Source organism: uncultured Ruminococcus sp. (genome assembly GCF_947301925.1).
Taxonomy (GTDB): domain Bacteria; phylum Bacillota; class Clostridia; order Oscillospirales; family Ruminococcaceae; genus Ruminococcus.
The window spans coordinates 273,887-298,487 of the sequence record NZ_CAMYUE010000002.1; the positions used below are offsets into that span (position 1 = coordinate 273,887).

At 50.8% G+C, this 24,601-nt stretch carries 19 protein-coding genes and 1 other annotated feature; of the genes, 13 read left to right on the plus strand and 6 right to left on the minus strand.

Translation table 11 applies throughout. From position 1 onward, the window contains the following. Positions 1–33: 33 nt before the first annotated feature. Both uvrA and Q0Y65_RS04660 read right to left on the minus strand, forming a co-directional pair. On the minus strand, positions 34–2,856 hold the full coding sequence (gene uvrA, locus Q0Y65_RS04655; RefSeq protein WP_297957730.1) for an excinuclease ABC subunit UvrA: 2,823 nt from the start codon (positions 2,854–2,856) through the stop codon (positions 34–36). Between the two features lie 135 nt (positions 2,857–2,991). Beyond that, positions 2,992–4,461 (minus strand): DUF1846 domain-containing protein, encoded by a 1,470-nt coding sequence (locus Q0Y65_RS04660; protein ID WP_297957732.1) that lies wholly within the window; start codon positions 4,459–4,461, stop codon positions 2,992–2,994. A gap of 219 nt (positions 4,462–4,680) precedes the next feature. Between Q0Y65_RS04660 and Q0Y65_RS04665 the strand changes: the two genes are divergently transcribed. The 4 genes from Q0Y65_RS04665 to Q0Y65_RS04680 all read left to right on the plus strand — a co-directional run bounded on the left by Q0Y65_RS04665 (position 4,681) and on the right by Q0Y65_RS04680 (position 8,621). Continuing rightward, a complete protein-coding gene (locus Q0Y65_RS04665) occupies positions 4,681–5,808 on the plus strand; it encodes a GGDEF domain-containing protein (protein WP_297957734.1) in 1,128 nt (375 codons plus the stop codon). A 55-nt stretch (positions 5,809–5,863) separates the two neighbouring features. Further along, positions 5,864–6,072, plus strand: a binding site (T-box leader). A 47-nt stretch (positions 6,073–6,119) separates the two neighbouring features. After that, entirely contained in the window at positions 6,120–6,581 is a 462-nt protein-coding gene (locus tag Q0Y65_RS04670) for a hypothetical protein (RefSeq protein WP_297957736.1), read from the plus strand. 117 nt (positions 6,582–6,698) lie between these two features. Further along, entirely contained in the window at positions 6,699–7,916 is a 1,218-nt protein-coding gene (gene tyrS / locus Q0Y65_RS04675) for a tyrosine--tRNA ligase (RefSeq protein ID WP_297957738.1), read from the plus strand. Positions 7,917–8,057: 141 nt separating this feature from the next. Then, positions 8,058–8,621: a type II secretion system protein gene (locus tag Q0Y65_RS04680; RefSeq protein WP_297957739.1), complete on the plus strand. Its 564-nt coding sequence runs from the start codon at positions 8,058–8,060 to the stop codon at positions 8,619–8,621. Positions 8,622–8,708: 87 nt separating this feature from the next. Here Q0Y65_RS04680 and Q0Y65_RS04685 read toward each other — a convergent pair whose 3' ends face one another. Together Q0Y65_RS04685 and Q0Y65_RS04690 are read right to left on the minus strand one after the other, a co-directional pair. After that, a complete protein-coding gene (locus tag Q0Y65_RS04685; protein WP_297957741.1) occupies positions 8,709–9,245 on the minus strand; it encodes a hypothetical protein in 537 nt (178 codons plus the stop codon). Positions 9,246–9,314: 69 nt separating this feature from the next. Continuing rightward, the gene (locus Q0Y65_RS04690) at positions 9,315–10,298 is read right to left on the minus strand and encodes an RING finger protein (RefSeq protein WP_297957744.1); all 984 of its coding nucleotides are present in this window, start codon (positions 10,296–10,298) and stop codon (positions 9,315–9,317) included. Positions 10,299–10,497: 199 nt separating this feature from the next. On the opposite strand from Q0Y65_RS04690, the gene Q0Y65_RS04695 reads away from it, so the two are divergent. The 8 genes from Q0Y65_RS04695 (at position 10,498) to Q0Y65_RS04730 (ending at position 21,021) form a co-directional block, all read left to right on the plus strand. Next, positions 10,498–11,763: a pitrilysin family protein gene (locus Q0Y65_RS04695; RefSeq protein ID WP_297957746.1), complete on the plus strand. Its 1,266-nt coding sequence runs from the start codon at positions 10,498–10,500 to the stop codon at positions 11,761–11,763. Beyond that, on the plus strand, positions 11,763–13,040 hold the full coding sequence (locus tag Q0Y65_RS04700) for an EF-P 5-aminopentanol modification-associated protein YfmH (protein WP_297957748.1): 1,278 nt from the start codon (positions 11,763–11,765) through the stop codon (positions 13,038–13,040). Before Q0Y65_RS04695 ends, Q0Y65_RS04700 begins: the two co-directional genes overlap by 1 nt. Before the next feature lie 4 nt (positions 13,041–13,044). After that, entirely contained in the window at positions 13,045–14,271 is a 1,227-nt protein-coding gene (lgt, locus tag Q0Y65_RS04705; RefSeq protein WP_297957750.1) for a prolipoprotein diacylglyceryl transferase, read from the plus strand. Beyond that, complete coding sequence (gene folD, locus Q0Y65_RS04710; protein ID WP_297957751.1) at positions 14,272–15,129, plus strand: bifunctional methylenetetrahydrofolate dehydrogenase/methenyltetrahydrofolate cyclohydrolase FolD; 858 nt, start codon at positions 14,272–14,274, stop codon at positions 15,127–15,129. A gap of 204 nt (positions 15,130–15,333) precedes the next feature. Next, a complete protein-coding gene (locus Q0Y65_RS04715) occupies positions 15,334–16,743 on the plus strand; it encodes a sodium-dependent transporter (RefSeq protein ID WP_297957753.1) in 1,410 nt (469 codons plus the stop codon). A 236-nt stretch (positions 16,744–16,979) separates the two neighbouring features. Continuing rightward, entirely contained in the window at positions 16,980–18,671 is a 1,692-nt protein-coding gene (locus Q0Y65_RS04720; RefSeq protein WP_297957755.1) for an MBOAT family protein, read from the plus strand. Positions 18,672–18,683: 12 nt separating this feature from the next. Beyond that, positions 18,684–19,646: a GDSL-type esterase/lipase family protein gene (locus tag Q0Y65_RS04725; protein ID WP_297957756.1), complete on the plus strand. Its 963-nt coding sequence runs from the start codon at positions 18,684–18,686 to the stop codon at positions 19,644–19,646. Between the two features lie 58 nt (positions 19,647–19,704). Further along, positions 19,705–21,021, plus strand: coding sequence for a protein kinase domain-containing protein (locus Q0Y65_RS04730; protein ID WP_297957758.1), 1,317 nt, complete (start codon positions 19,705–19,707; stop codon positions 21,019–21,021). A 49-nt stretch (positions 21,022–21,070) separates the two neighbouring features. Here Q0Y65_RS04730 and Q0Y65_RS04735 read toward each other — a convergent pair whose 3' ends face one another. Both Q0Y65_RS04735 and Q0Y65_RS04740 read right to left on the minus strand, forming a co-directional pair. Further along, positions 21,071–21,376, minus strand: a complete 306-nt coding sequence (locus Q0Y65_RS04735) for a hypothetical protein (RefSeq protein ID WP_297957760.1) — start codon at positions 21,374–21,376, stop codon at positions 21,071–21,073. Positions 21,377–21,463: 87 nt separating this feature from the next. After that, positions 21,464–22,735, minus strand: a complete 1,272-nt coding sequence (locus tag Q0Y65_RS04740; RefSeq protein ID WP_297957761.1) for a hemolysin family protein — start codon at positions 22,733–22,735, stop codon at positions 21,464–21,466. A gap of 274 nt (positions 22,736–23,009) precedes the next feature. Here Q0Y65_RS04740 and Q0Y65_RS04745 point away from each other — a divergent pair, with 274 nt between their 5' ends. After that, positions 23,010–24,593: a S1C family serine protease gene (locus Q0Y65_RS04745; RefSeq protein ID WP_297957763.1), complete on the plus strand. Its 1,584-nt coding sequence runs from the start codon at positions 23,010–23,012 to the stop codon at positions 24,591–24,593. Positions 24,594–24,601: the final 8 nt, after the last annotated feature.

Below are 24,601 nucleotides of genomic sequence, written 5' to 3' on the forward strand. Positions count from 1 at the left end.
TTCCCTCCCCACGGAGAGAATACTCCTTATTTATTATTTGAGGTAGGGCTTCAGATACTGTCCCGTGTAGGACCTTTCGCACTGTGCCACTTCCTCGGGAGTGCCCTGCGCCACGATGGTGCCGCCGCCGTCGCCGCCCTCGGGACCCAGATCGATGATATGGTCCGCCACCTTGATGACGTTGAGGTTGTGCTCGATGACCAGCACCGTATTTCCCTGATCCGTCAGCTGCTGGAGCACATCTATGAGCTTGTGTACGTCCGCGGTATGAAGTCCCGTGGTGGGTTCGTCGAGGATATAGATGGTATTGCCCGTGGAGCGCTTCGACAGCTCCGTGGAGAGCTTCACACGCTGAGCCTCGCCGCCCGAAAGTGTAGTCGCAGGCTGACCTATCTTTATATAGCCCAGTCCAACTTCCTGTAAGGTCTTCAGCTTCTTGGCTATCCTGGGGATATGCTCGAAGAACTCAACGCCTTCGTCCACTGTCATTTCCAGCACATCGTATATTGACTTTCCCTTGTAGTGTATATCCAGGGTCTCACGGTTGTACCGCTTTCCCTTGCACACCTCGCAGGGAACATAGATATCCGGCAGGAAGTGCATCTCTATCTTTATGATGCCGTCGCCCTCGCAGGCCTCGCAGCGTCCGCCCTTTACGTTGAAGGAGAACCTTCCGCTTGAATAGCCGTGAGCCTTGGCGTCGGGAGTCTTTGCAAAGAGCTCGCGTATATCGCCGAAAACTCCCGTATAGGTAGCGGGATTTGAACGGGGCGTCCTGCCTATGGGGGACTGATCTATACATATAACCTTGTCCAGGTATTCTGTACCCTCCATATCCTCAAAGGCTCCGCTCCTTGTCTTGGCGCGGTTGAGCCTTGCGGCAAGGTGCTTGTATATGACCTCGTTCACCAGCGAGGACTTGCCCGAGCCGGAAACTCCCGTAACGCACACCAGCTCACCGAGAGGTATGCTTACGTCGATATTGCGAAGGTTATGCTCGGAAGCTCCGCGGACGGTAAGGAATTTTCCGTTTCCGCTCCTGCGCTTTACGGGTATCTCTATCTTCTTTTTTCCGCTGAGGTACTGTCCCGTTATGGAGCTCTTACACTTGAGAAGCTTGTCCACAGTGCCTGCGAACACCACTTCTCCGCCGTGGATACCTGCTCCCGGACCGATATCCACGATATAGTCCGCCGCCAGCATGGTATCGTCGTCGTGCTCCACCACTATCAGCGTATTGCCGAGATCGCGGAGCCTTTTCAGCGTAGCTATCAGCTTGTCGTTGTCGCGCTGATGCAGGCCGATACTTGGCTCGTCAAGGATATACAGCACTCCCACCAGCGAGGAGCCTATCTGTGTGGCAAGACGAATCCTCTGGCTCTCGCCGCCCGAAAGGGTGCCTGCTCCGCGGGAGAGCGTGAGGTATTCCAGTCCCACGCTGCCCAGGAAGCCCAGACGTTCCTTTATCTCCTTTATGATACGCTCGCCCACAAAGCTGTCATGCTCCGAGAGCTTCAGCCCGTTGAAGAAACGCAGTCCCTCCTTCACCGAGAGGTCGGTGAGCTGGCTGATATTCTTATCCCCTACCGTAACGGCAAGGTACTCGTCGCGGAGCCTTCTGCCCTTGCATACAGGACAGCTGACCTCGCTCATATGCTCCTCTATCTCGTTCCTTGACAGCTCGCTGGAGGTCTCCTTATAGCGGCGTTCAAGGTTGTTGATAACGCCCTCGAAGGGTGAACGGTAGCTGCCTCCGCCCAGAGAAGCAGGCCTTTTCAGGTCAAGCATATCGTCTCCCGTACCGTACAGGAACAGATCCATCTGCTCCTTTGTCAGCTCCTTTACGGGAACGTCCAGAGGAATGCCGTACTTCTTGGATATGGCGCGGTAATACATGGAAGATATGGAGGCCTCGTCGCGGCTGTTCCAGCCCGAGGCGGTAATAGCTCCCTCCTCTATGGAGAGCTCCTTGTCAGGCACGACAAGGTCGGGATCTATATGCTTGAAAACGCCCAGGCCAGTGCATTTCGGGCAGGCTCCCACGGGATTGTTGAATGAGAACATAACCGGCTCCAGCTCGCCTATACTTATGTTGTGCTCGGGACAGGCGTAATTCTGCGAGAAAAGTATCTCCTCGCCGCCGATGACGTCGGCAATGGCAAGTCCCCCCGTAAGGCTGAATACAGTTTCAAGGCTGTCGGTGATACGGGACTCTATGCCCTCTTTTATGACGATACGGTCAACGATTATCTCGATATTGTGCTTCTTGTTCTTGTCAAGCTTTATCTCCTCCGAGAGCTCGTACATGATACCGTCAACTCTTACGCGGACAAAGCCCGACTTCCTTGCGCTTTCCAGCTCCTTTGCGTACTGTCCCTTGCGGTTCCTTACGATAGGAGCAAGAAGCTGAAGCTTTGTACCCTGCGGCAGCTCCATAAGGGTATCCACCATCTGGTCAATGGTCTGCTGGGATATCTCCCTGCCGCAGACAGGACAGTGGGGCACGCCGATACGGGCGTACAGAAGTCGCAGATAGTCGTATATCTCCGTTACGGTACCCACGGTGGAACGGGGATTTTTCGAGGTGGTCTTCTGGTCAATGGAGATAGCGGGAGAAAGTCCCTCTATGCTGTCCACATCGGGCTTTTCCATCTGTCCGAGGAACATTCTCGCGTAGGAGGAAAGGCTCTCCACATACCTGCGCTGACCGTCAGCGTAGATGGTATCGAAGGCGAGGGAGGATTTTCCCGAGCCCGACAGTCCCGTCATTACGATGAGTCGGTCGCGGGGCAGCTCCAGATCTATATTTTTGAGGTTATTGGCTCGTGCGCCTTTAATAATAATCTTATCGGTCATATTTTTCTCCTGAAAGAACAAAGCATATTGCGAACAAAGTATATTATACCATATTATTATTCAAAAATAAACACCCAGAACATATTTTCTTCTTTTAACATTATAAAAGGCTCCCGTTTATTCGGGAGCCTTTTTTCATGCCTGATATTTGGGTTCGCAGGTGAGATTGATGCCGAGGCGCTTGAAGATACGCTCGTCAACCGATGAGAGGATAACCGTGGAGTGTACCTCGCAGCCGCGGAGCTTTGATATCTGATCCATGGCCTTCTTGGCGTTCTCGTCGGTATTGGCGCAGATGGAAAGAGCCAGCAGAGTCTCGTCTGTGTGCATTCTGGGATTGTTGTTGCCCAGGTGGTTCACCTTCAGCTCCATGATGGGCTCAATTACATGAGGCGACATGAGAAGTATCTCATCATCTATCTGAGCGAAATGCTTTAGAGCGTTGAGCAGCAGAGCCGAAACAGCTCCCAACAGGTTTGAGGTGCGTCCCGTAAGGATAGTACCGTCGGGAAGCTCCATAGCAGCCGCAGGGCCGCCTGTCTCCTTCTCCTTTTCAAGGGCAGAGGCAACCACCTTTCTGTCCTCGGGAGTAACGTTTGCCTGCTTCATGAGGAGCTCCAGCTTCATTACCTCCTCGATGGAGATAAGACCCTTTCTGTTGTCGCACATACCTGTGTAGTATCTGCGGATGATCTCCTGCTTTGCGGCCTCGCAAACGGCCTCGTCGTCAACTATGCAGTTGCCTGCCATATTCACGCCCATATCCGTAGGAGACTTGTAGGGCGACTCGCCGAGGATATTCTCGAACATGGCATTGAGCACGGGGAATATCTCCACATCGCGGTTATAGTTAACGGTAGTCTTGCCGTAGGCCTCAAGGTGGAAGGGATCTATCATATTCACGTCGTTGAGGTCGGCAGTAGCGGCCTCATAGGCGATATTCACGGGGTGACGGAGAGGAAGGTTCCATATGGGGAAGGTCTCGAACTTGGCGTAGCCTGCGTCCACTCCCCTCTTGTGCTCATGGTAGAGCTGAGAGAGACAGGTAGCCATTTTTCCGCTTCCGGGACCGGGAGCTGTGATGACCACGAGCTTTCTGGAGGTCTCGATATAATCGTTCCTGCCGTAGCCCTCGTCGCTGATTATGTACTGAAGGTTAGAGGGATAGCCCTTGATGCTGTAGTGATGATATACCTTTATGCCCAGAGCCTCCAGACGCTTCTGGAAGGCGTCAGCGGTGGGCTGGCCGTCGTATCTTGTGAGAACAACGCTGCTGACATAGAGACCTATCTTTGTGAACACGTTGAAGAGCCTGATAACGTCCACATCATAGGTAATGCCCAGATCTCCCCTGACCTTGTTCTTCTCGATATCATCGGAGTTGATTACTATTACGATCTCTGCGTCTTCCTTCAGCTGAAGGAGCATCTGCAGCTTGCTGTCGGGTTTGAAGCCCGGAAGCACTCTTGAAGCGTGGTAATCGTCAAAGAGCTTTCCACCGAACTCAAGGTAAAGCTTATCGCCGAACTGAGCGATACGCTGCCTGATATGCTCAGACTGCATTTTCAGATATTTTTCGTTGTCAAATCCGACCTTTGTACTCATTTCTGATTCCTCCCGTTACACTATAATAATTAATTATATATCAAACCTCGTCAAATTTCAAGTACCAAACAGAAAAAAATTGATTTCCCCCGCAGTTTTTTCTCACGGAGGCGCTCCACACCCATTGGGCATAATTTGTAAATTTTTAGTTAATCTCTTGAATGTTTATATGTAATATGTTATAATAGTATAAGGTCTTCTGAGGGGAAGGAGGATACTATGAACCTGCAATGCATTATAGTTACGAACGGTATAGGTATAGCAATGCTGGTGATATTACAGATAAGCAGCTATCTGGTAAGACAGAGAAAGCTGCCAAGCGACCGGGTGTTCACGGCAATGATACTGCTGACCGCTCTTGCCTGCGCAAGCGAGACGATATCATTCATCGTCGACGGCAAGACTTTCTTCGGAGCTCACACAGCCGCTATGCTCACAGATACACTTACATACGCCATAAACGTCACAACATCATATCTCTGGTGCATATATGTTGACCTCAGGCTCTACAAGCAGGAGAGCCGCCTGAAAAAATACTACTCATGGCTGGCCGTACCTACCCTGATACTCCTGCTTGCGCTCATACCTAATCTGAAATGGGGATACCTGTTCAGCTTCGACGGAAACAACCTATACAGCCGTCAGCCGCTGGGATACATTTATTATATCTCGGTATTCATGTATCTCGGCTTCAGCGTCTGCGTCAGATACAGATACTACAAGGGCTCTGCAAAGACAAGGTTCTTTCCTATATGGATGTTCCTTATGCCCATAATAATCGGCACCACTGCCCAGATGGTATTCTACGGCATTTCGCTGGCATGGTGCTCCGTGGCCCTGGGCCTTGTAGGCACCCACATGAGCTTACAGAACGAGCTGTCGTATATCGACCCGCTGACAAAGCTCTGCAACCGCAATTACCTCGACCATGTTCTTGCCGATGTGTCCCGTAAGGGCACGGAGCTTGGCGGAGTAATGATAGATATCGACTTCTTCAAGAGCATAAACGATATGTTCGGCCATTCCGTAGGCGATGAGGCTCTCATCTCCGCCGCAGAGATAATCAATGCGGCAAAGCCTGCAAAGAGCATATCCGTTAGGTTCGCAGGAGACGAATTCATCATAATCGCCAGAGTTAACAATGAATTCGAGCTCATGAACATCGAGAACAGCCTGCGCAATCAGCTGGAGAAGTTCAACGTCTCCGACAAAACTGAATACAAGCTCTCGTTCTCCATCGGTACGGCTCTCTACAACGGCAAAAGGAGCATCGACAGCTTCCTCAACGAAATGGACGACAAGATGTACTCCGAGAAGAAGCGCAAGCACTGCCGCTCCACAGCGTGAAAAAACAGGCTGCTCCCCACTTGACAAGCGAAAAAAGTTGTGTTATGATATAAGGGCAAAAACCGTGAACGAATAAAACCTGTGCAGTGCCCGATCCAGAGAGTTCCCGTATGGTGCGAGGGAATGACGGCGTACAGAGACCTACATTCGGGAGTTGCCGCATTGAACACAAGTAGGTGCGGACGGGTATGCCCGTTACAGCTTGACGAGGCTGAGTATTGCTCAGTGAATCGGGGTGGTACCGCGAGTAGCTTCGCCCCCGGACAGTTTATGCTGTTCGGGGGCTTTTGTATTTGCAAAGGAGGAGGATCATGAAAAAGGCAATACCTTATCTGTGCATCTCGGCGATCATCTTTCTGCTGCCGCTTCTTTTTCTGTACATCGGCTTCATAAACCCCGCAAATTCGGACAGCAGCTCGCCGTTTATCCGCATGGCTGTATGTACCGCTCTGGGCTTCATGCTGACGGCTCTCCTCACAAGGTATATGCACCCCTATACGGGACTGGCGGGACTTGACAGCGCAAAGCTCAATCTTGGCTTCACTATCGCCCTGCTCCTTGCGCTTTTAGTGGAGTTCGTCACCTTCGGCGGCGATAGGGTGGCTCCCTATATGGAGAGACTTGCCGAAAGGAACTCAGGCGGCGCAGGCGAATACTTCTACGGATACATTAAATATGTATTTATGACCGGACAGGCTCTCATAGCCCTCCGCACCTTCATACATTCGGCCCTGCTGGGCGCCCTGAAGGCAATAATGAGGCACGCTGACTGAACAGTAACACCGAAAGGTCGTGATATACATGAAAACGCCCGATGTTTTCATTCTTTATGGCAGTATGGCTGCCGATCAAGCTTAATAATAAAACAATAATATAAAGGAGAATAAATTATGACTACTTTTGAAGAACTCAAGCGCAGAGGTCTCCTCGCGCAGCTCACAGACGAAAAAGAGATAGAGGAGCTCGTCAACGCAGGCAAGGCTACCTTCTACATCGGCTTCGACCCCACAGCGGACTCTCTCCATGTAGGTCACTTCATGGCGCTCTGCCTTATGAAGCGTCTCCAGATGGCAGGCAACAAGCCCATCGTGCTCATCGGCGGCGGTACAGCCATGATCGGCGACCCTTCGGGCAAGACCGACATGAGAAAGATGATGACTCCTGAGACTATCCAGCACAACGTTGACTGCTTCAAGAAGCAGATGAGCCGATTCATCGACTTCTCGGAGGACAAGGCCATCATCGTCAACAACGCAGACTGGCTCATGAAGCTGAACTACATCGAGCTTCTCCGCGACGTGGGAGCTCACTTCAGCGTAAACCGTATGCTCTCTCACGAGTGCTACAAGCAGCGTATGGAGCGCGGTCTTACCTTCCTGGAATTCAACTACATGATAATGCAGAGCTACGACTTCCTTGAGCTTTTCCAGAAATACGGCTGCAATATGCAGTTCGGCGGCGACGACCAGTGGGCAAATATGCTGGGCGGCACAGAGCTCATCAGAAGAAAGCTGGGCAAGGACGCTTACGCAATGACCATCACCCTGCTCCTCAACTCCGAGGGCAAGAAGATGGGCAAGACCGAGAAGGGCGCAGTATGGCTGGATCCCGAAAAGACAACTCCCTACGAGTTCTTCCAGTACTGGAGAAACGTGGACGACGCAGACGTTATCAAGTGCCTGAAGATGCTGACCTTCGTACCCGTTGAGCAGATCGAGGAAATGGAAAAGACCATGGAGGGCGCACAGTTCAACGCTGCCAAGGAGCTCCTTGCTTACGAGCTCACAAAGCTGGTTCACGGCGAGGAGGAAGCTGAAAAGGCAAAGGCAGCTGCAAAGGCACTCTTCGGCGGAAGCGGCTCCAATGAGAATATGCCCGTAGCCGAGATAGACTCCGCAGACCTTACCGACGGCGCCATCGGCCTTCTCAACCTTCTGGTCAAGGCAGAGCTTGCTCCTTCCGTATCCGAGGCAAGACGTCTTGTACAGCAGGGCGGCATCACAGTGAACGACGAGAAAAAGACAGACCCCAAGGAGATGATCCGTCTTGACGGAGAGCTCATAGTCCGCAAGGGCAAGAAGGCATTCAAGAAAGTCATAGCAAAGTGATTACATAACGTAATATAGGCAAATCTTTATACACCTTTATGAAATTTTTTTGAATAAGCTATTGACAAATCCTGTAAAACATCGTATAATGTAATCAAGAACACAAACTTTTTTGCACTATAAAACTATGGGGGGATTTATATGGCAAAAATATCAAAAAAGGGCTTCACACTGGTTGAGCTGATCGTCGTTATAGCCATCATTGGCGTTCTGGCAGCAATACTCGTTCCATCAATGCTGGGCTATGTCAAGCGCTCAAAGCGTACATCTGACATTTCCAGTGCAAAGAGTATCCACGACAGCGTCATGGCTATCCTTGCAGACAACGAGGAGGCAGCTGAATCCTTCGGTGCCAGCGGTACTTCAAAACACCATGCAAGCGGCAAGACCGGCGAAAATACCGACAACTATGACTTTGTTATAGTATGTTCCAAGGATGGTGCTTCCAACAACGGAAAGAATCATTCCTCATGGACAAGCGGCAGCAAGGATGCAAAAGCATTCCTGGATGCACTGAATCATTTCATGGGAAAGGGCAAGACACCTGTTAAGTTCCAGAAGTCATCTTCCGGCAAGAAGCTTAACCGCTGGTTCATAGGCTACCGTGATCCAGATCCTATCGACGTAGAGATCTGGGTAGGCGACGGTACTACTAATACGCCTATGTACAGAGTATGGCCTGACGCAAACTCAGATTATGAGTAAAAACAGTATCCCCGTATGCAGCAAATGCTTACGGGGATGTTTTTATGGAAAAAGCTCCGCAGCCGCGGAGCTTTTTTTGTTATATGTTCAGTCCTTGTAATTGTAAAATGCCATGAAGCTGTCCGAGCTGTATCCGCAGGACAAGAACCTCTTCTGTGCCGACTCAGCCGTTACCGCACCGCGTACAGCCGCCGCCAGCTTTGAATAGGAGCGCTTGTCGATATCGCTCATTTTGCCGGTGGCTCCGCTTATCTGAAGCATATTGAAGTTCAGCCTCACGTCCATGAATCCGTCCGCGATTATGTACTCGCCGAACTGAGACTTCATATAGTAATAGTCAACCTTATCCTTGCTGCATATCAGCATTATCTGCGAAGGTATATACGAATCACAGCCCGTATAGGCTCCCCCGTCGTAATCGCCGATCTTATCCTTATCCCTGAAGATCTTCACACGGGTGGTATTATCGGGATAGCCAGTCTGCTCGCAGTAATTCACCAGATACCTCTCCCCCAGCGGATTGCTGAGCTGATAGGTATAGGTGGGATAGTCGCGGAGCCCGCAGCCTGCAAGAGCAAGACACAGCACCGCTGCAAAAAGGATACAAAGCCTTCTTATCCTCATTTTCGTCCCCCTTGTATCAGAAGCCTCCTGCCATGCCCCCGCAGGAACGGCTCCCCTTTTCTTATGTTCTTATACCTTATAGACCTCCCTGAATGTGAACACGAACTCAACGCAGAAGAACAGTGCCGCAAAGGCTATCAGCGTAACACCGTACCTTATGAGCATAATGAATATCACGTTCAGGGGCTTAATGCCGCCTGATGACTTTATCTGCGAGGCAGGACCGCGGCGCATCTTTATCTTCTTTATGGAGCGCATGGTGAACCTGTAGTAAAGCCAGTTGGAGAAGAAGCATATCAGCGCTCTTGCGCTGAGATTAAGGGCAAGGCCTATATCTCCCAGCAGCCTGATAGTCTTTGTATTGTCCGACAGGAAGTTTGCCAGCTCCGCAGGAATCTCCTCGGCATACTCCTTCAGATATATGAGCAGATCCGACGGAAAGCCCAGCAGAGTGCCTACCACCACGGTTATTATCGCCCAGCCCCACATTCTTCTGTTTGCGAAGAACAGAGACGGGAATATCAGTCCCAGTATATTGAACGACGGACGGACGCCGTCCTCCTTCAGGCGCTTGAACTTGGGCAGATAGTATATGGTATTGGGGCCGACGAAATCGCTGACCTCCCGCATTGTGGCTCCGCCCATATCCTCATTCTGGTCGTAGCCCAGATAGTTTATGGGATCTATGAGCTCGTCTGCGTCGGGGATAGGAAATCCTTCATTCCACTGACTGCCGCTGCGGTCCCCTGTCTGTCTCTGACCGCCGTCCCCGGAAGCTCTCACAGCTCTCAGGTCGGTGCCGCAGCGCTGACAGCTTTCATCCTTCTCACTGTTTGAAAAGCGGCATACGGGACATATCCTGTACCGCGGACCGGATACGGTTGCCTTTTCCCATTTCCTGCCTTCTGCGTGAAATCCGGCATTTGCGCAGGTCATCGTGGAAGTATAACAATCCCTGTGATGAGGCGTGCCGCAGTCGGGACACACTACTATATCGTCATCGGGAGTAAATATCTTATTGCATACGGGGCATTTCTCACCAACATAACCCATTTTTCCTGCCTCCTTTTTATCTGTTTGCATATGTCTGAAATATATTATACCACTTTCGCAGGTTAAAAATCAAGTATTTTAGCACAATATCCGTTACAAGAGAGTAAAAAAATGAAAAAAAATCAAAATACTATGGTAATTTCTTCTCAAGTGTGCTATAATATGGTGTATAGCTTTTTTAGATTGGAGTGTTATCCTGATGATATACAAAAGGTCTGAACTTGGCGATAAAATCGGCTTCACCTCTATAATTGACAAAAAATTCAAGACCTGTTCCCTTGGTGTATATTTCCTGACGGAGCTGAGCGAAAAGACAGCTGCCGTCAATAACCTTGCCACCGGCATACTGACAGTCTCCAGCAGCGGCTTCAGGACATACGCAGCACTGTGCGAAAAGCTCTCCGAGCTCTACGGCGCAGGTCTGGGCTCCTCGGCCCGCAAGAAGGGCGACGCCCAGATACTGGGTCTGAAGGCCTCATGGCTGGACAACAGATACGCAATAGACGGCGAGGATATCAGCGGCGAGATGCTCAGCCTTATAAGGGACTGCCTTTTCAGTCCCAATGCAAAGGACGGCGCCTTTGACGAGGATTCCTTCGCAATGGTGAAAAAAGACCTCATCGACCGCATAGACGGCGAGCTCAACCAGAAGCGAAGCTACGCTCTGGCACAGGCGGCCGCAGTGGCATACAGGGGCGAGCCTGCGGAGTGTACAGGCTACGGAAGCAGAGAGGCCGCTTCGTCGGCAACTCCCGCAGAGGCCTTCAGAGCTTACCGTGAGCTTCTGAAAACCGCTCAGATAGAGATATTCTACGTTGCACCGCAGGAGGACGACTCGTTCGCGGAGATGTTCCGCAGCAGCTTCGGCAGCATTGACAGAGCTCCCAAAGCAGTGAACATACGCAACCACAGTCCCCTGAAGGCTCAGGTCGAGACCGTCTCCGAGGAATTCGACGTGAATCAGTGCAAGGCTGTATTCGCCTTCAAGACCGATTCGGACGACAGATACGCCCTGAAAATGCTCAGCATAATCTACGGCGAGCTGCCATTCTCCAAACTCTTCCTCAACGTCCGCGAGAAGAACAGCCTATGCTATTACTGCACCAGTCGTTCCATCTCCGTAAAGGGTTCATTTTTCGTGGATATCGGCGTTGAGCGCAGCAACATAAAGACCGCCGAGGACGAGATAATGGCTCAGCTTGATGAGGTAAGAAAGGGCAACATCACCGACCAGGAAATGCAGGGCGCTCTCATGGCGCTGGATAACGCAGTATTACAGGTAGGCGACACTCCCACCTCATATATAGGCTGGTATCTGGACTGCTTCTGCGACGGGGAGTTCATCACCCCAGAGGAGCACTTCCTCAGATTCAAGGCAGTCACAAAGGAGCGTATCGTCGAGGCAGCTAAATCGCTGAAGCCCGACAGCGTATACCTCATGCTCAACAAGGAGGTGCAGGGATAATGGAAAAAGAGATCATCACAGGCGCCCGCACGGGAGACAGCTGCATACACGTCAAGCACAGCAGCGGTCTTGATATCTACATCTGCGAGATGAACGACTTCAGCAGCATAGAAGCCATTATCGGCACCAGATACGGCTCCGTGAACAACATATTCAAGAACGCCGCCGACAGCGATTACACCACCGTCCCCGAAGGCATAGCCCACTTCCTTGAGCACAAGCTCTTCGAGAATGAGGACTGCGGTGTATTCGAGCTCTACGCAAAGACAGGAGCCTCCGGCAACGCATTCACTGCCTTCGACAAGACCTGCTACACCTTCAGCTGCTCCAAGAACTATGAGAAGAATCTGGAGATACTGCTGGATTTCGTACAGAAGCCCTACTTCACCAAGGAAAACGTGGACAAGGAAATGGGTATCATCGGCCAGGAGATAAAAATGACCAACGATAACCCCGAATGGCGCGTATTCTTCAATATGCTCCGCTGTATGTTCCACGCCCACCCCATAAAGACCGACATCGCAGGTACAGTTGAAAGTATCTCGAAGATAGACGCAGATCTGCTCTACAAGTGCTATGACGCCTTCTACAACCTGAACAATATGGTGCTCGCCATAGCAGGCAACATAAAGGCCGATACAGTGCTTGAGATATGCGACCGCTGTCTCCGTCCCACCGAGGACAAGGGACTTGAGACCGTATTCCCCGATGAGCCTGCCGGCATTGTGCAGCCCGAGTTCATCGAAAAGCAGCCGGTGGGAGCCTCCATATTCCAGCTGGGCTATAAATGCACTCCGAGCGACGGCGCACAGCGACTGAAGGACGCTGCCGCCGCCTCCACAGCCGCGGCTCTCCTCACGGACCCCGCCCTCCCCATGTGCGAGAGGCTCCTTAAAGAGGAGATCATCAACTCCACATTCGGCGGAGAGGTGTTCTGCGGAAGCGGCTATTTCACCGTGTTCTTCAGCGGCGAATCGGATCACCCCCAAAGGATCAGGGAGGCCGTAAACGCCGAGATAGAAAGACTCATCAGCGAGGGCATAAGGGAGAAGGACTTCCAGAGGATAAAGAAATCCTCCTACGGTATGCTCATACGGGAGCTGAACAATGTGGAAGCAGTGGCAAGTCTCATGCTCTGCGCACACATGGACGAAGTCGGTCCTTACGACGCTATAGAGGCTCTTTCAGACCTTACCGGCGCCGATGTGATAGATTATATGCGCAGGGAGCTGCGCCCTGACAGATGCGTTCTGTCGGTAATTGAAAAGGAGGCATAATCCCATGAATGAAACAACACTATTAGAACCCCACGAAATACAATTCCCCGAGCTTGGCTGGAAATTCAGCATCGACCCCACAGCCTTTACGGTATTCGGCTTCCAGATACAGTGGTACGGTATCATCATCACTATCGGACTGATACTCGCCCTTGTATACGCCCTGCCAAAGATGAAGCGCTTCGGCCTTGATTCCGACAGAGCCATCGACGCAGTCATAGGCGGAGTCATCGGCGGCATAATCGGCGCCCGTATCTACTATGTACTCATGCGCTGGGACGAATACAAATGGGACTGGAAGGCAATAGTCAACACCCGCAACGGCGGCCTGGCCATTTACGGCGGTATAATCGGCGCACTTTTAGTCGGTTTTATAATATGTAAGATCAAGAAGATAAAGATTCTGCCCATGCTGGACATCACCGCTCTGGGACTTCTCATAGGCCAGGGCATAGGACGCTGGGGCAACTTCGTCAATCAGGAGGCCTTCGGTACCAATACCGATTCCTTCCTGGGCATGACAGGCGGAACTATCCAGCGCACTATCTCCGAGGGCATGAGCCTTGATGGTGATATGTACAAGAACGGTCTGGAAATGCTCTGGGAAAAGCCCGTACACCCCTGCTTCCTCTATGAGTCGGTATGGTGTCTGCTGGGCTTTGTGATACTGGCATTTCTCTCCAAGCGCAGGAAGTTCGACGGCCAGATCTTCCTCATGTACCTTGCATGGTACGGCGCAGAGCGCTTCGTAGTTGAAGGCCTCCGCACCGACAGCCTCATGCTGGGCAATATCCGCATCTCACAGGCGCTGTCCGCAGTATTGTTTGTTGTGTCAGTGCTCCTGCTGATAGTATTCTTCATCAGAAGGAAGCGCGATCCCGAGAGCTTCGTGCTCTACGCAAACACCGAGGAATCCCACCGTCTTATCGAGGAGAGCCGCAGAAAGCGCATGGGTATCTCCAAGGAGGACGCCAAGGCAGGCAGCGGTGACGATGATGAGGACGACCTTGACATCTTCAACGATGATGATGACGACTTCGACGAGGACGAGCTGGACGATGAGGACACTATCCTCGGCGGCGATGATGACGACGATGATGAAGATGATGACGATGACGAGGAAGACGAACATCAACCTGTTCCTGTAAAGGACGACGATGAAGATAACGACGAAGATGAAGACGACGATGATGAGGACGAGGAGTCCGATGATGATAAGGAGGATAAATAAATGGCACAGATTATCGACGGAAAAGCAGTTTCCGCAGCAGTAAAGAACGAGGTAGCAGAGGAAGCTGCCAGACTCAGGGACGAAAAGGGACTCAAGGTAGGCCTTGCGGTAGTTATCGTAGGCAACAATCCCGCTTCAAGAGTATATGTCAACAACAAGAAGAAGGCCTGCGAGGCAGTAGGCTTCCAGTCATTCGAGTACGCTCTGGACGAATCCACCACACAGGAGCAGCTTCTTGACCTGGTAAACGTACTTAACCGCGACGACAGAGTAAACGGAATACTGGTACAGCTCCCCCTGCCCAAGCACATCGACGAGAAGGCTGTTATCAACGCTATCTCACCCGACAAGGACGTTGACGCCTTCCACCCCATCAACGTGGGCAAGATAATGATAGGCGAGTATTCCTTCCTTCCATGCACTCCCGCAGGCGTTATGCGCCTTATTGAGAGCACAGGCACGGATATCACAGGCAAGCAGTGCGTAGTTATCGGCAGAAGCAATATCGTCGGCAAGCCACAGGCAATGCTGCTTCTCCAGAAGAACGGCACCGTTACTATCTGCCACTCCAAGACAAAGAACCTCAAGGAGGTATGCCTCGGCGCTGATATCCTTGTAGTTGCCATCGGCCGCGCTAACTTCGTTACAGGCGATATGATAAAGGAAGGCGCTGTAGTCATCGACGTAGGCATGAACCGCCTCGACAACGGCAAGCTCTGCGGCGACGTTGAGTTCGAGTCCGCCGAGAAGAAGGCTTCGTTCATCACTCCCGTACCCGGCGGCGTAGGTCCCATGACTATCGCAATGCTTATGAAGAACACCCTCACAGCTGCAAAACAGCAGGCAGGAATCGAATAATTTGTAAGGAACGCCGAACCCGGCGTTCCTTTTTTGTAGGGGTAGATAATATCAGCCCGCAAAATTTCTCGTTATATCGGGCGGCGGAACGCCGCCCCTACAGACAATTTTTTTGCAAGACTTGATATTGATTTTTCCTATAACTAATGCTATAATTATATTTGTATCGCATCATACCAACGACAACGAAAGGAATGTATCATAATGAAAACTGAAACAAAGGCTGAGACCTCCAGAGGAGGCTTCGGCTCTAAGATAGGCTTCGTCCTTGCCGCAGCAGGCTCCGCGGTGGGACTTGGCAACATATGGCGGTTCCCTTACCTTGCCGCAAAATACGGCGGCGGCATCTTCCTGCTGGTATACATAATATTCGCCATAACCTTCGGCTTCACACTGATGCTCACTGAGATAGCCATAGGCAGGCGCACGGGAAAAAGCGTTATCGGCGCCTACAAAACCGTGGACAAGCGCTTCTCGCCTCTGGGTATTCTTGCGGCAGTGATACCTGCACTGATACTCCCCTACTACTGCGTCATAGGCGGCTGGGTGCTGAAGTATATGACGGTATTCGTAACAGGCGGCGGAGAGGCTGCTTCCGTTGCGGAATACGCCTCCTCCTCAGACCCCGGTACGAAGCTGACCTTCTTCGAGCACTTCATAGGTATGCTGGAGCAGCCTGCCGCATTCTTCATAATATATGTGCTCCTCACCTCTGTTGTAGTCTTTCTCGGAGTTGAAAAGGGCATTGAAAAGGTCAGCAAATTCCTCATGCCCGTGCTGCTGGTGCTGATAATCGGCATAGCTGTATACACTCTCACACTTGACGGTGCAGGAGAGGGCCTGAAGTATTACCTGCTCCCGGATTTTGAGGGCTTTACCGCCTCAAAGCTGCTGAGAACAGTAGCTGCGGCCTGCGGTCAGCTGTTCTACTCGATGTCCATAGCTATGGGTATCATGGTGACCTACGGCTCGTACATGAGAAAAGAGGACTCCCTTGAAAGCTCGGTGCGCCAGATAGAGATCTTCGATACTCTTGTAGCTATCCTTGCGGGAATGATAATCGTCCCCGCAGTATTCGTATTCTCAGGCGGCGACCAGACAGCTCTCAACAAGGGGCCGGGACTCATGTTCATAACCCTTCCCAAGGTATTCGCTTCCATGCCCGCAGGCCAGATAATAGGCACAGCCTTCTTTATCCTGGTATCACTGGCAGCCCTCACCTCCTCCATATCCCTTATGGAAACAGTGGTGGCAGTTGTCATGGAAAAGTTCGGGCTCAGCCGTTCAAGCAGCTGTATCGCTGTCATCGCAGTGACTGTGGCTGTCGGTATGCTCTCCGTACTGGGCTACAGCGTATGGTCTGAGGTAAAGATATTCGGTATGCAGATACTTGATTTCTTCGACTTCGCCACGAACAATATAATGATGCCCGTCCTTGCCTTCTTCACCTGCATACTCATAGGCTTTACAGTAAAGACAAAGTATGTGGAGGAGGAAGTGATGTTCGGCGAAAAGCGCTTCCGCTCAAAGCTGATGTACAGCGTCATGATAAAATACATCTGTCCCGTATGTATGATAATGATACTCATTACGCCATTTGTTACAGAGATATGATATCAAGGCTCCCCTGCTTTCGGGGGAGCTTTTTGCATTGTCAAAAGCAACGAAAAGACAGGCTGTTTACCGACGGTTTACGGCAATCTGCTACATTATTCCAAAGCTATTGACATTTAATTAGCAAACGTGTAAAATAATAGTGTATGAGTTTTTATAATGCTATTTTCCGCAGATTTTAAAGAGAAACAAACAGCGGGAGCTCTAACAAATGAATTAACTAAAGGGTGGTATATTTGGTATTCAGCAGTCTGGTCTTTATCTTTATATTCCTGCCTGTTTTTTTGATAGCCTATTCGGCGTCCGAGAAAAAATACAGAGATGTCGTGCTGGTAATTTCCGCACTCGTGGCGGGTGCGGCATTGTTCTATTCCATGAGGCTCATAAGGCCTCTCCCCATTCTGATTTATCTGGCATCGGTGATATGGATACTCTATGAATCCAGAAAAGCATCGGAAAAGGGCTTCCGATGCGTGGTCATATTCTTTGGCATCGTCATGGCGGCCATTGTTTTCTTCTATATAATGAAGCTGACAAAACCGCTTTACATAATAATCTTCCTCATCACATCAGCCTTCCTTCTGATACAGGCCTATACCTCCACAAGGATAGGCTATCAGAACCTTATCATATTCACGGGAAGCGTACTGTTCTACAGCTTCGGCGTAAAGGATCCCATATACATAATGCTGTTCCTGCTGACGGTGCTGCTCAACTTCATCGTGGGACAGTTCATCGAATGCAGCAAATACACAAAGAAGCTCTGGCTCATTTTCGGCATAGCCTTCAACTTCTGGTGGCTGATATTCTTCAAATACTGGACCTTCGGTACGGAGAACATCAACCACTTCTTCCACCAGAGCCTGACGGTAAAGAATATAATCCTTCCCATAGGTATCAGCTTCTACACCTTCCAGAACGTCTCATATATTATCGACGTTTACAGGAGCAAGGCCAAGGCTGAAAAGAACCTGATAAACTACGGCGCTTACATCACTATGTTCCCCCAGCTCATAGCCGGCCCTATCGTCACCTACGATCACGTCGCCAAGGAGCTGAAGTCCCGTACCCACACCGCACAGAAGATCGAGGACGGACTCAAGACCTTTACCATAGGTCTGGGCTACAAGGTGCTCATCGCCAACCAGATAGGCGGCCTGTGGAGCGATATTTCCGCCATAGGCTACGAGAGCATATCCACCAAGCTGGCATGGCTGGGCATATTCGCATACTCCTTCCAGCTCTACTTCGACTTCTGCGGATACTCTCTCATGGCCATCGGTCTGGGAAAGATAATGGGCTTCAATATCCCAAGGAACTTCGATCACCCGTATATGTCGCTGACCATGACAGAGTTCTGGCGCCGCTGGCATATGACTCTGGGTACATGGTTCAAGGACTATATCTATATCCCTCTGGGCGGCAACCGCAAGGGACCGAAAAGAATGGTGTTCAATACCCTTGTGGTATGGCTGTTCACCGGACTCTGGCACGGCGCCAGCTGGAACTTCGTGCTCTGGGGACTTGTGCTCTTCATCATCATAATGAGCGAGAAATTCTGGACAGGCAATGCGCTGAACAGGATAAAGCCTCTGGGTCACGCCTATATGCTGCTTATTATACCGCTTACATGGCTGATATTCGCGGTAACGGACTTCCACCAGCTGGGTATTTACTTCAAGCAGCTGATACCCTTCGTCCACCAGAAGAGCCAGGCCGTAATGCCGGGAGACTATGCGCATTACTGGGCTAAATACTGGAAATACTTCGCGGCAGCCCTGGTGTTCTCCACAAGGATACCCGAGGCCATCTACAAAAAGATGAAGAATTCCGTTGTGACGGCAGTCCTGCTGATAGCGGTATTCTGGGCAGCCGTATACTGTATGTACATGGGTATGGACGACCCGTTCATGTATTTCAGATTTTAAGGAGAGACTGAATTGAGCAATTTAAAGAAACTGATATATACTCTGCTGCTTGCAGTCACCTGCGTATTCGCTTCGCCCTTCATATTCAGACAGATATGGAATAAAAGCGATCTGAAGCAGGTCAGGGCAGCTAAAAAGGAGCCCACACTGAGCTCCGCTGCGGATCCTGCGTCGGGAGAACAGACTACAACCGCTCCCGCTAACGCTCAGCCCACCTCCGAGGGGGAGACAGCTCCCGCAGACAATGCCGAAACACCTACAGAGCCAGCTCCCACTCAGAACATATTCGTTCAGAGCGGCCCGGAATACTTCGATGACGCACTTTTCATAGGCGATTCCAGAACAGTGGGTCTCAAGGACTACGGTACCCTGAAGAATGCGGATTACTTCTGTGATATCGGCCTTTCGGCATATAAGATAGACAACACCACTGTCGGCGGAAGCACCGTCTGGGGCAAGCTCAACGCCAGGAAGTACGGCAAGATCTACGTTATGCTCGGCATAAACGAAGTGGGCAATGATATCGAATCCACTGCCGCCTCCTACAGAAAGCTGGTGGACGGCATTCGTCAGGTGCAGCCCGACGCTGTGCTCTACCTCGAGGGCAACCTCCACGTTACCTACGCGGCTCAGACCTCCCTCATCAGCAACGAGCGCATTGATATGCTCAATGCAAAGCTCCGGGAGATCGCCGAGTCCAACACCAATACATACTATCTGGAAGTAAACAGCGTTTTCGACGACGAATACGGAGCCCTCACAAGCGATTATACCGAGGACGGTATCCATGTATTCGCTAAATACTACCCCATCTGGTGCGACTGGCTCTGCCAGAACACCGTATCACAGGGCGGAGCTCCTGCGGCTGAGCCTGCACCTGCGGAGGCAACTGCTGCTCCCGCTGAGGAAAAGCCTGCGGAGACAGAGCCGACAACTGAGGCACGTCCCCAGAATGAAGAATTTTCAAATCGCTGATTACTGCGGGCGGACATCTCCGCCCGTACTCATATAGGGAATATGAAAGGAGATCACCATGGCAGAATTAAAACCCGGCTACAAGGGCAGAACAGTCTATAACTCCACATTCACAATACTGGAATTTCTCGGCGGAGGCGGTCAGGGAAACGTTTACCGCGTGGAATGCGGCGGCAAACAGATGGCGCTGAAGTGGTATCACAAGTCCACTATTGAGAAGATGAAAAACCCCCAGGAATTCTACGAGAACCTGAAGGCCAACATCAAAAAGGGCGCCCCCACAAAGAACTTCCTATGGCCAGAGGAGCTCTCCGACTGGATAGACGGCAGCTTCGGCTATATCATGCCCCTGCGTCCCAAGGGCTATGAGGAGCTGACACGCTTCCTGCTCTGGGATCCCAAGACAAGACGCATGAAGGCCAGCTTCGCAAATATCACCGCACGCTGCAATGCGGCTATCAATATCATCGAGGGCTTCCGCGCCCTCCACAACGACGGCTACAGCTATCAGGACCTGAATAACGGCAACTTCTTCATCGATCCGCAGAACGGCGACGTTCTTATATGCGACAACGACAACGTTTCCGAGCGCGGCGTCAATTTCGGCATTGCAGGAAAGCAGCGCTATATGGCTCCGGAGGTAGTTCTCGGCGGCTCTCCCGACAAGCGCTCCGACCGCTTCTCGCTGGCTGTTATCCTGTTCCGTATGCTCTTTATCGAGCACCCGCTGGAGGGCAAGTATTCCACTCCTCCGTGTATGACTCCCGAGCTGGAAAAGAAGTTCTACGGCAGCGATCCCGTTTTCGTTCTCGATCCCGAGGACGACCGCAATGCCGCAAACAATCAGCTCAATACCAATACTCTCCGTTTCTGGAAGATATACCCCGACTATATACGCGACCTCTTTATACAGTCATTCGGCAAGAGCTCCGTTAAGCCGCCCTACGACCGCGTCATTGAGATGACCTGGCTGGACGCCTTCGTCAGGCTCAGGAGCGAGACCGTTCCCTGTCCTCACTGCGGCAAGGAGACATTCATAGCTCCCAAGTATTCGGTGAACTGTATGTACTGCGGCGGTCAGCTGACCTGCACTGACAGTATAAAGTTCAAGCGCTTTGAGCTGCCAGCCTTCGGCGGTGCAAAGCTCTATGACGGAATGGCAAGCGACACCGAGGGTGACTTTCACAAGATCATCGGCGAGGTGGTCCGCAATAAGAAGGACCCCAGCAAGCACGCTCTCCGCAATCTCACAAATGATACATGGAACGTAAAACTCCCTGATAATACGGTAAAAACCGTTGACCCCAACGGTATCATGCCTATTAATAAGGGCTTCGTCCTCACTATCGGCAGAAGTGAGGGCACTGTAGAATAAGCCAAAAACCGAAACAGGTTTACTGTTTCGGTTTTTTCATTTTATGATATTATTTGGGACGTCGAGGACGCCGTCCCCTACATAAGCTCACTATTCCAATGATAATGAGTATGGGAGCTGCTATTATCAGCGCAAGGCCTGCTTTTTCGGAAATACTGATATCCATGAATAATCTTTCGGAAATGAATATTGCTGTCGGGCCATCTGCGCCGCCGATAATTCCTATGCTCTCGGGTTCGGGAGCTGTCAGCAAGCTCACAAGCCTGATAATATTCCGTATATTAAAGAGCGCTCCAACTGCAAGAAAGATGATACCCGTTAATATAAAAGCTTTTCCTTTTTTCATGTCTTTCACCAGCTCACTTCCCTCAATAACCGAACGGGCTGCCAAAGGCAGCCCCTAAAATCTTAGTTCTTAGTTCTTAGCTCTTAGTTCTAATTGCTATTCTTCGTCCTCGTCATCTTCCTCATCATCGTCGGTGGGAAGGATCTCGATTATGACCTTTTCCACGGTCTGCTCGTTGACCTCGGCAGCCGTTATGCGGAAGATACCGCTCTCGGCGGTCTCTCCTGCTTCGGGGATATGCTCCATGACATCGGTCACCCAGCCGCCTACGGAGGTATAATCCGTAGTTATCATATCCTCGTCAAGGTCAAGCATCTCCAACATATCGCTTATGCTCATATCGCCTGCGACCTCGTACTTATCGGGAGCGATCATCATGATATTGGTCTCGATCTCATCGTCCTCGTCGTATATCTCGCCTACCAGCTCCTCGATGATGTCCTCAAGGGTAACTATACCCTTGGTACCGCCGTACTGGTCGATGACTACTGCAAGATGTACCTTTGAACGCTGCATATCACGCATTGCCTCGCTTATGAGCTTGGTATCGGCTATGTGGGGAACCTCCTGTATGATGGAGGTTATGTCTCTTCCGCCCTCCACAAGCATTTTGAAGAAGGCCTTGTTGGTGATGATACCGCGGATATTGTCAAGGCTCTTCTCATAGACGGGCAGACGGGAATACATTTCCCTGCTGAAAAGCTCCTTTATCTCGTCGATGGTGGAGCCTATCTCAACGCCTACCACCTTGACGCGGGGGATCAGTATCTCGTTGACGGTTATCTCGTCGAATTCAAGCGCACTCTTCACAAGCTCGCTCTCCTGCTCCTCTATGACGCCCTGCTCCTCGATCTCGTCGATCATGTACTTCAGCTCGTCCTCGGTGACGCTGGGAGCCTCATCACCCTTGGCTACTGCCGACGACAGCTTGTTCAGCAGCCACACGAAGGGCTTGAACAGAGTCACAAGAAACGAAAGCGGCCCTGCAAAGGCAAGAGCAAGCTTCTCAGCGTTCTTCTTGGCGTAGGACTTAGGCAGAACCTCGCAGAATACCAGCACCAGCACTGTGATGACGATAGTGGACACCGCAGCGCCCTTGCTGCCCATTATACTTATAAATATGATAGTGCTGACGGACGATGTGGCGATATTGACGATATTATTGCCTATGAGAACCGCAGTAAGCACCTCGTCGAAGCGGTTTGCAAGTCTCAGCGCCTTTTTCGCCTTTTTGCTGCCCTGTGCCTCGTAGTTCTTGAGGCGGAGCTTATTGACGCTGGAATATGCGGTCTCGGTACCGGAAAACACCGCCGAGAACAACATCATCACAATGACCAGAACTATCTTCCATATATCCGAACTGTCCATAATATTCCTTTCCTTGATATATAATGTTTTTATTATATCATACATTATTGAATAATGCAAGCGGGAAAAATCATAATTCAGCAGCGTGAAGCTGCTGAAGCTTCTCTTATAACACAGTTTTCACATAAGGATGGCTATTGTGAAAGAAATTACACAAAAACTTCCTCAAAACGATACAATTACCGCAAACTTATTTCACATAAGCCAAATATAATATAGTCACAGCCTGAGGGAAAGCCTCAGAGATAACATACCGAAAGGAACAGTGAAAATTATGAGTGAGTATAATTACACATACAATTCAAATAATGATCCCCAGTACAACGGGAATACATATAACGGCTCCGAAATGGGCGGAGCTCCCTCCCCCAAGAAACCCAAGAAGCATACAGGCCTCAAGATCGCCGCTGGCATTATGGCCATGGCTCTTGTATCCGGAGGCTCTATCGGAGCTTACCGTTACTTCGCAGGCGAGAACTTCCCGCTGACTTCTATTTCCGATGAAGCCGACAAGGACAAATCCAAGGATACGGTGTCCAAGTCAGACAGCGCACTTACCGCTCAGAATATCAGCATCATCGAGCCCGTTGAGTCAGACGGCAAGGCACTCTCAAACGAGGAGATCGTAAAGAAGGTGCTCCCATCTGTAGTAGGCGTTGAGTCCTCATTTGAAGTTGAGACGCAGATACAGTCCTCTATCCCCGATGACTTCTTCGATTTCGGTTTCGGAGGCTTCGGCGGCTTCGGAGGTTATGACTACGGCGAGACAACTCCTCAGACAAGACAGTATAAGGGTACAGGTACAGGCGTTATCGTCTCCGATAACGGCTACATCGTTACAAACGCTCACGTTATCTACGACAGCGAGTACGGCGCAGGTCTGGCAACGGAAGTAAACGTGCTTCTCGGCGACGACAACACATACGAGGCTGAGGTCATCGGCTATGATGTTGACCTTGATCTTGCAGTTCTCAAAATAGACGAGACAGGTCTTACAGCCGCCGAATTCGGCAACAGCGACGAGCTTGAGCTCGGTGAATCCGTTATCGCTATCGGAAACCCTCTGGGCTTCGATCTCATGAACACCGTTACAGGCGGTATGATCTCCGGACTTAACCGTGACATCACTATCAACGACAAGGCCATGAACCTTATCCAGACCGACGCTGCCATAAATTCGGGCAACTCCGGCGGTCCCCTTATCAATAAATACGGTCAGGTCATCGGTATCAATTCCTCAAAGATGTCATCGTCCTACTCCACATCGGGAGCTTCCATCGAGGGTATCGGCTTCGCTATCCCTTCAAATGTAACAGCCTCTATCATTGACGATATCATGAAGTACGGCCATGTTACAGGAAAGCCTCAGTTAGGCATCAGCTGCAGGACCATTGATGAAACAGCTGTAGAAATGTATAATCTCCCCGCAGGCGTTATCGTAAACAGCGTAAACGAAGGCGGTGCTGCCGACAAGGCCGGCATACAGGAAGGCGATATCATCGTAGAGGCTGACGGCGAGAAGGTCACCTCCACAGCAGATCTTACCGTAAAGAAGAACAAGCACTCCGCAGGTGATGATCTCGAACTGACCATCATCAGAAACGGCGAAGAAAAGAAGATCGTCGTAACTCTCGACGAGCAGGAATATGAGGCTCCCGAAGAGAGCAAGGAAAAAGAGGAGGAATCCGAAGAGGATACCGCCGAGTCAAAGAAAAATAAGTCCGACAAGGACGATGACGAAGATGAGGACGAGGAAGAAGAGACCACCAAGAAGTCTTCCAAGAAGTCCAAGAGCGAGAAGATCGAACGCCCCGACTTCCTTGAAAAGGACGCAGACGCCGAGGCAGAGCAGGACTGATAGTTTTC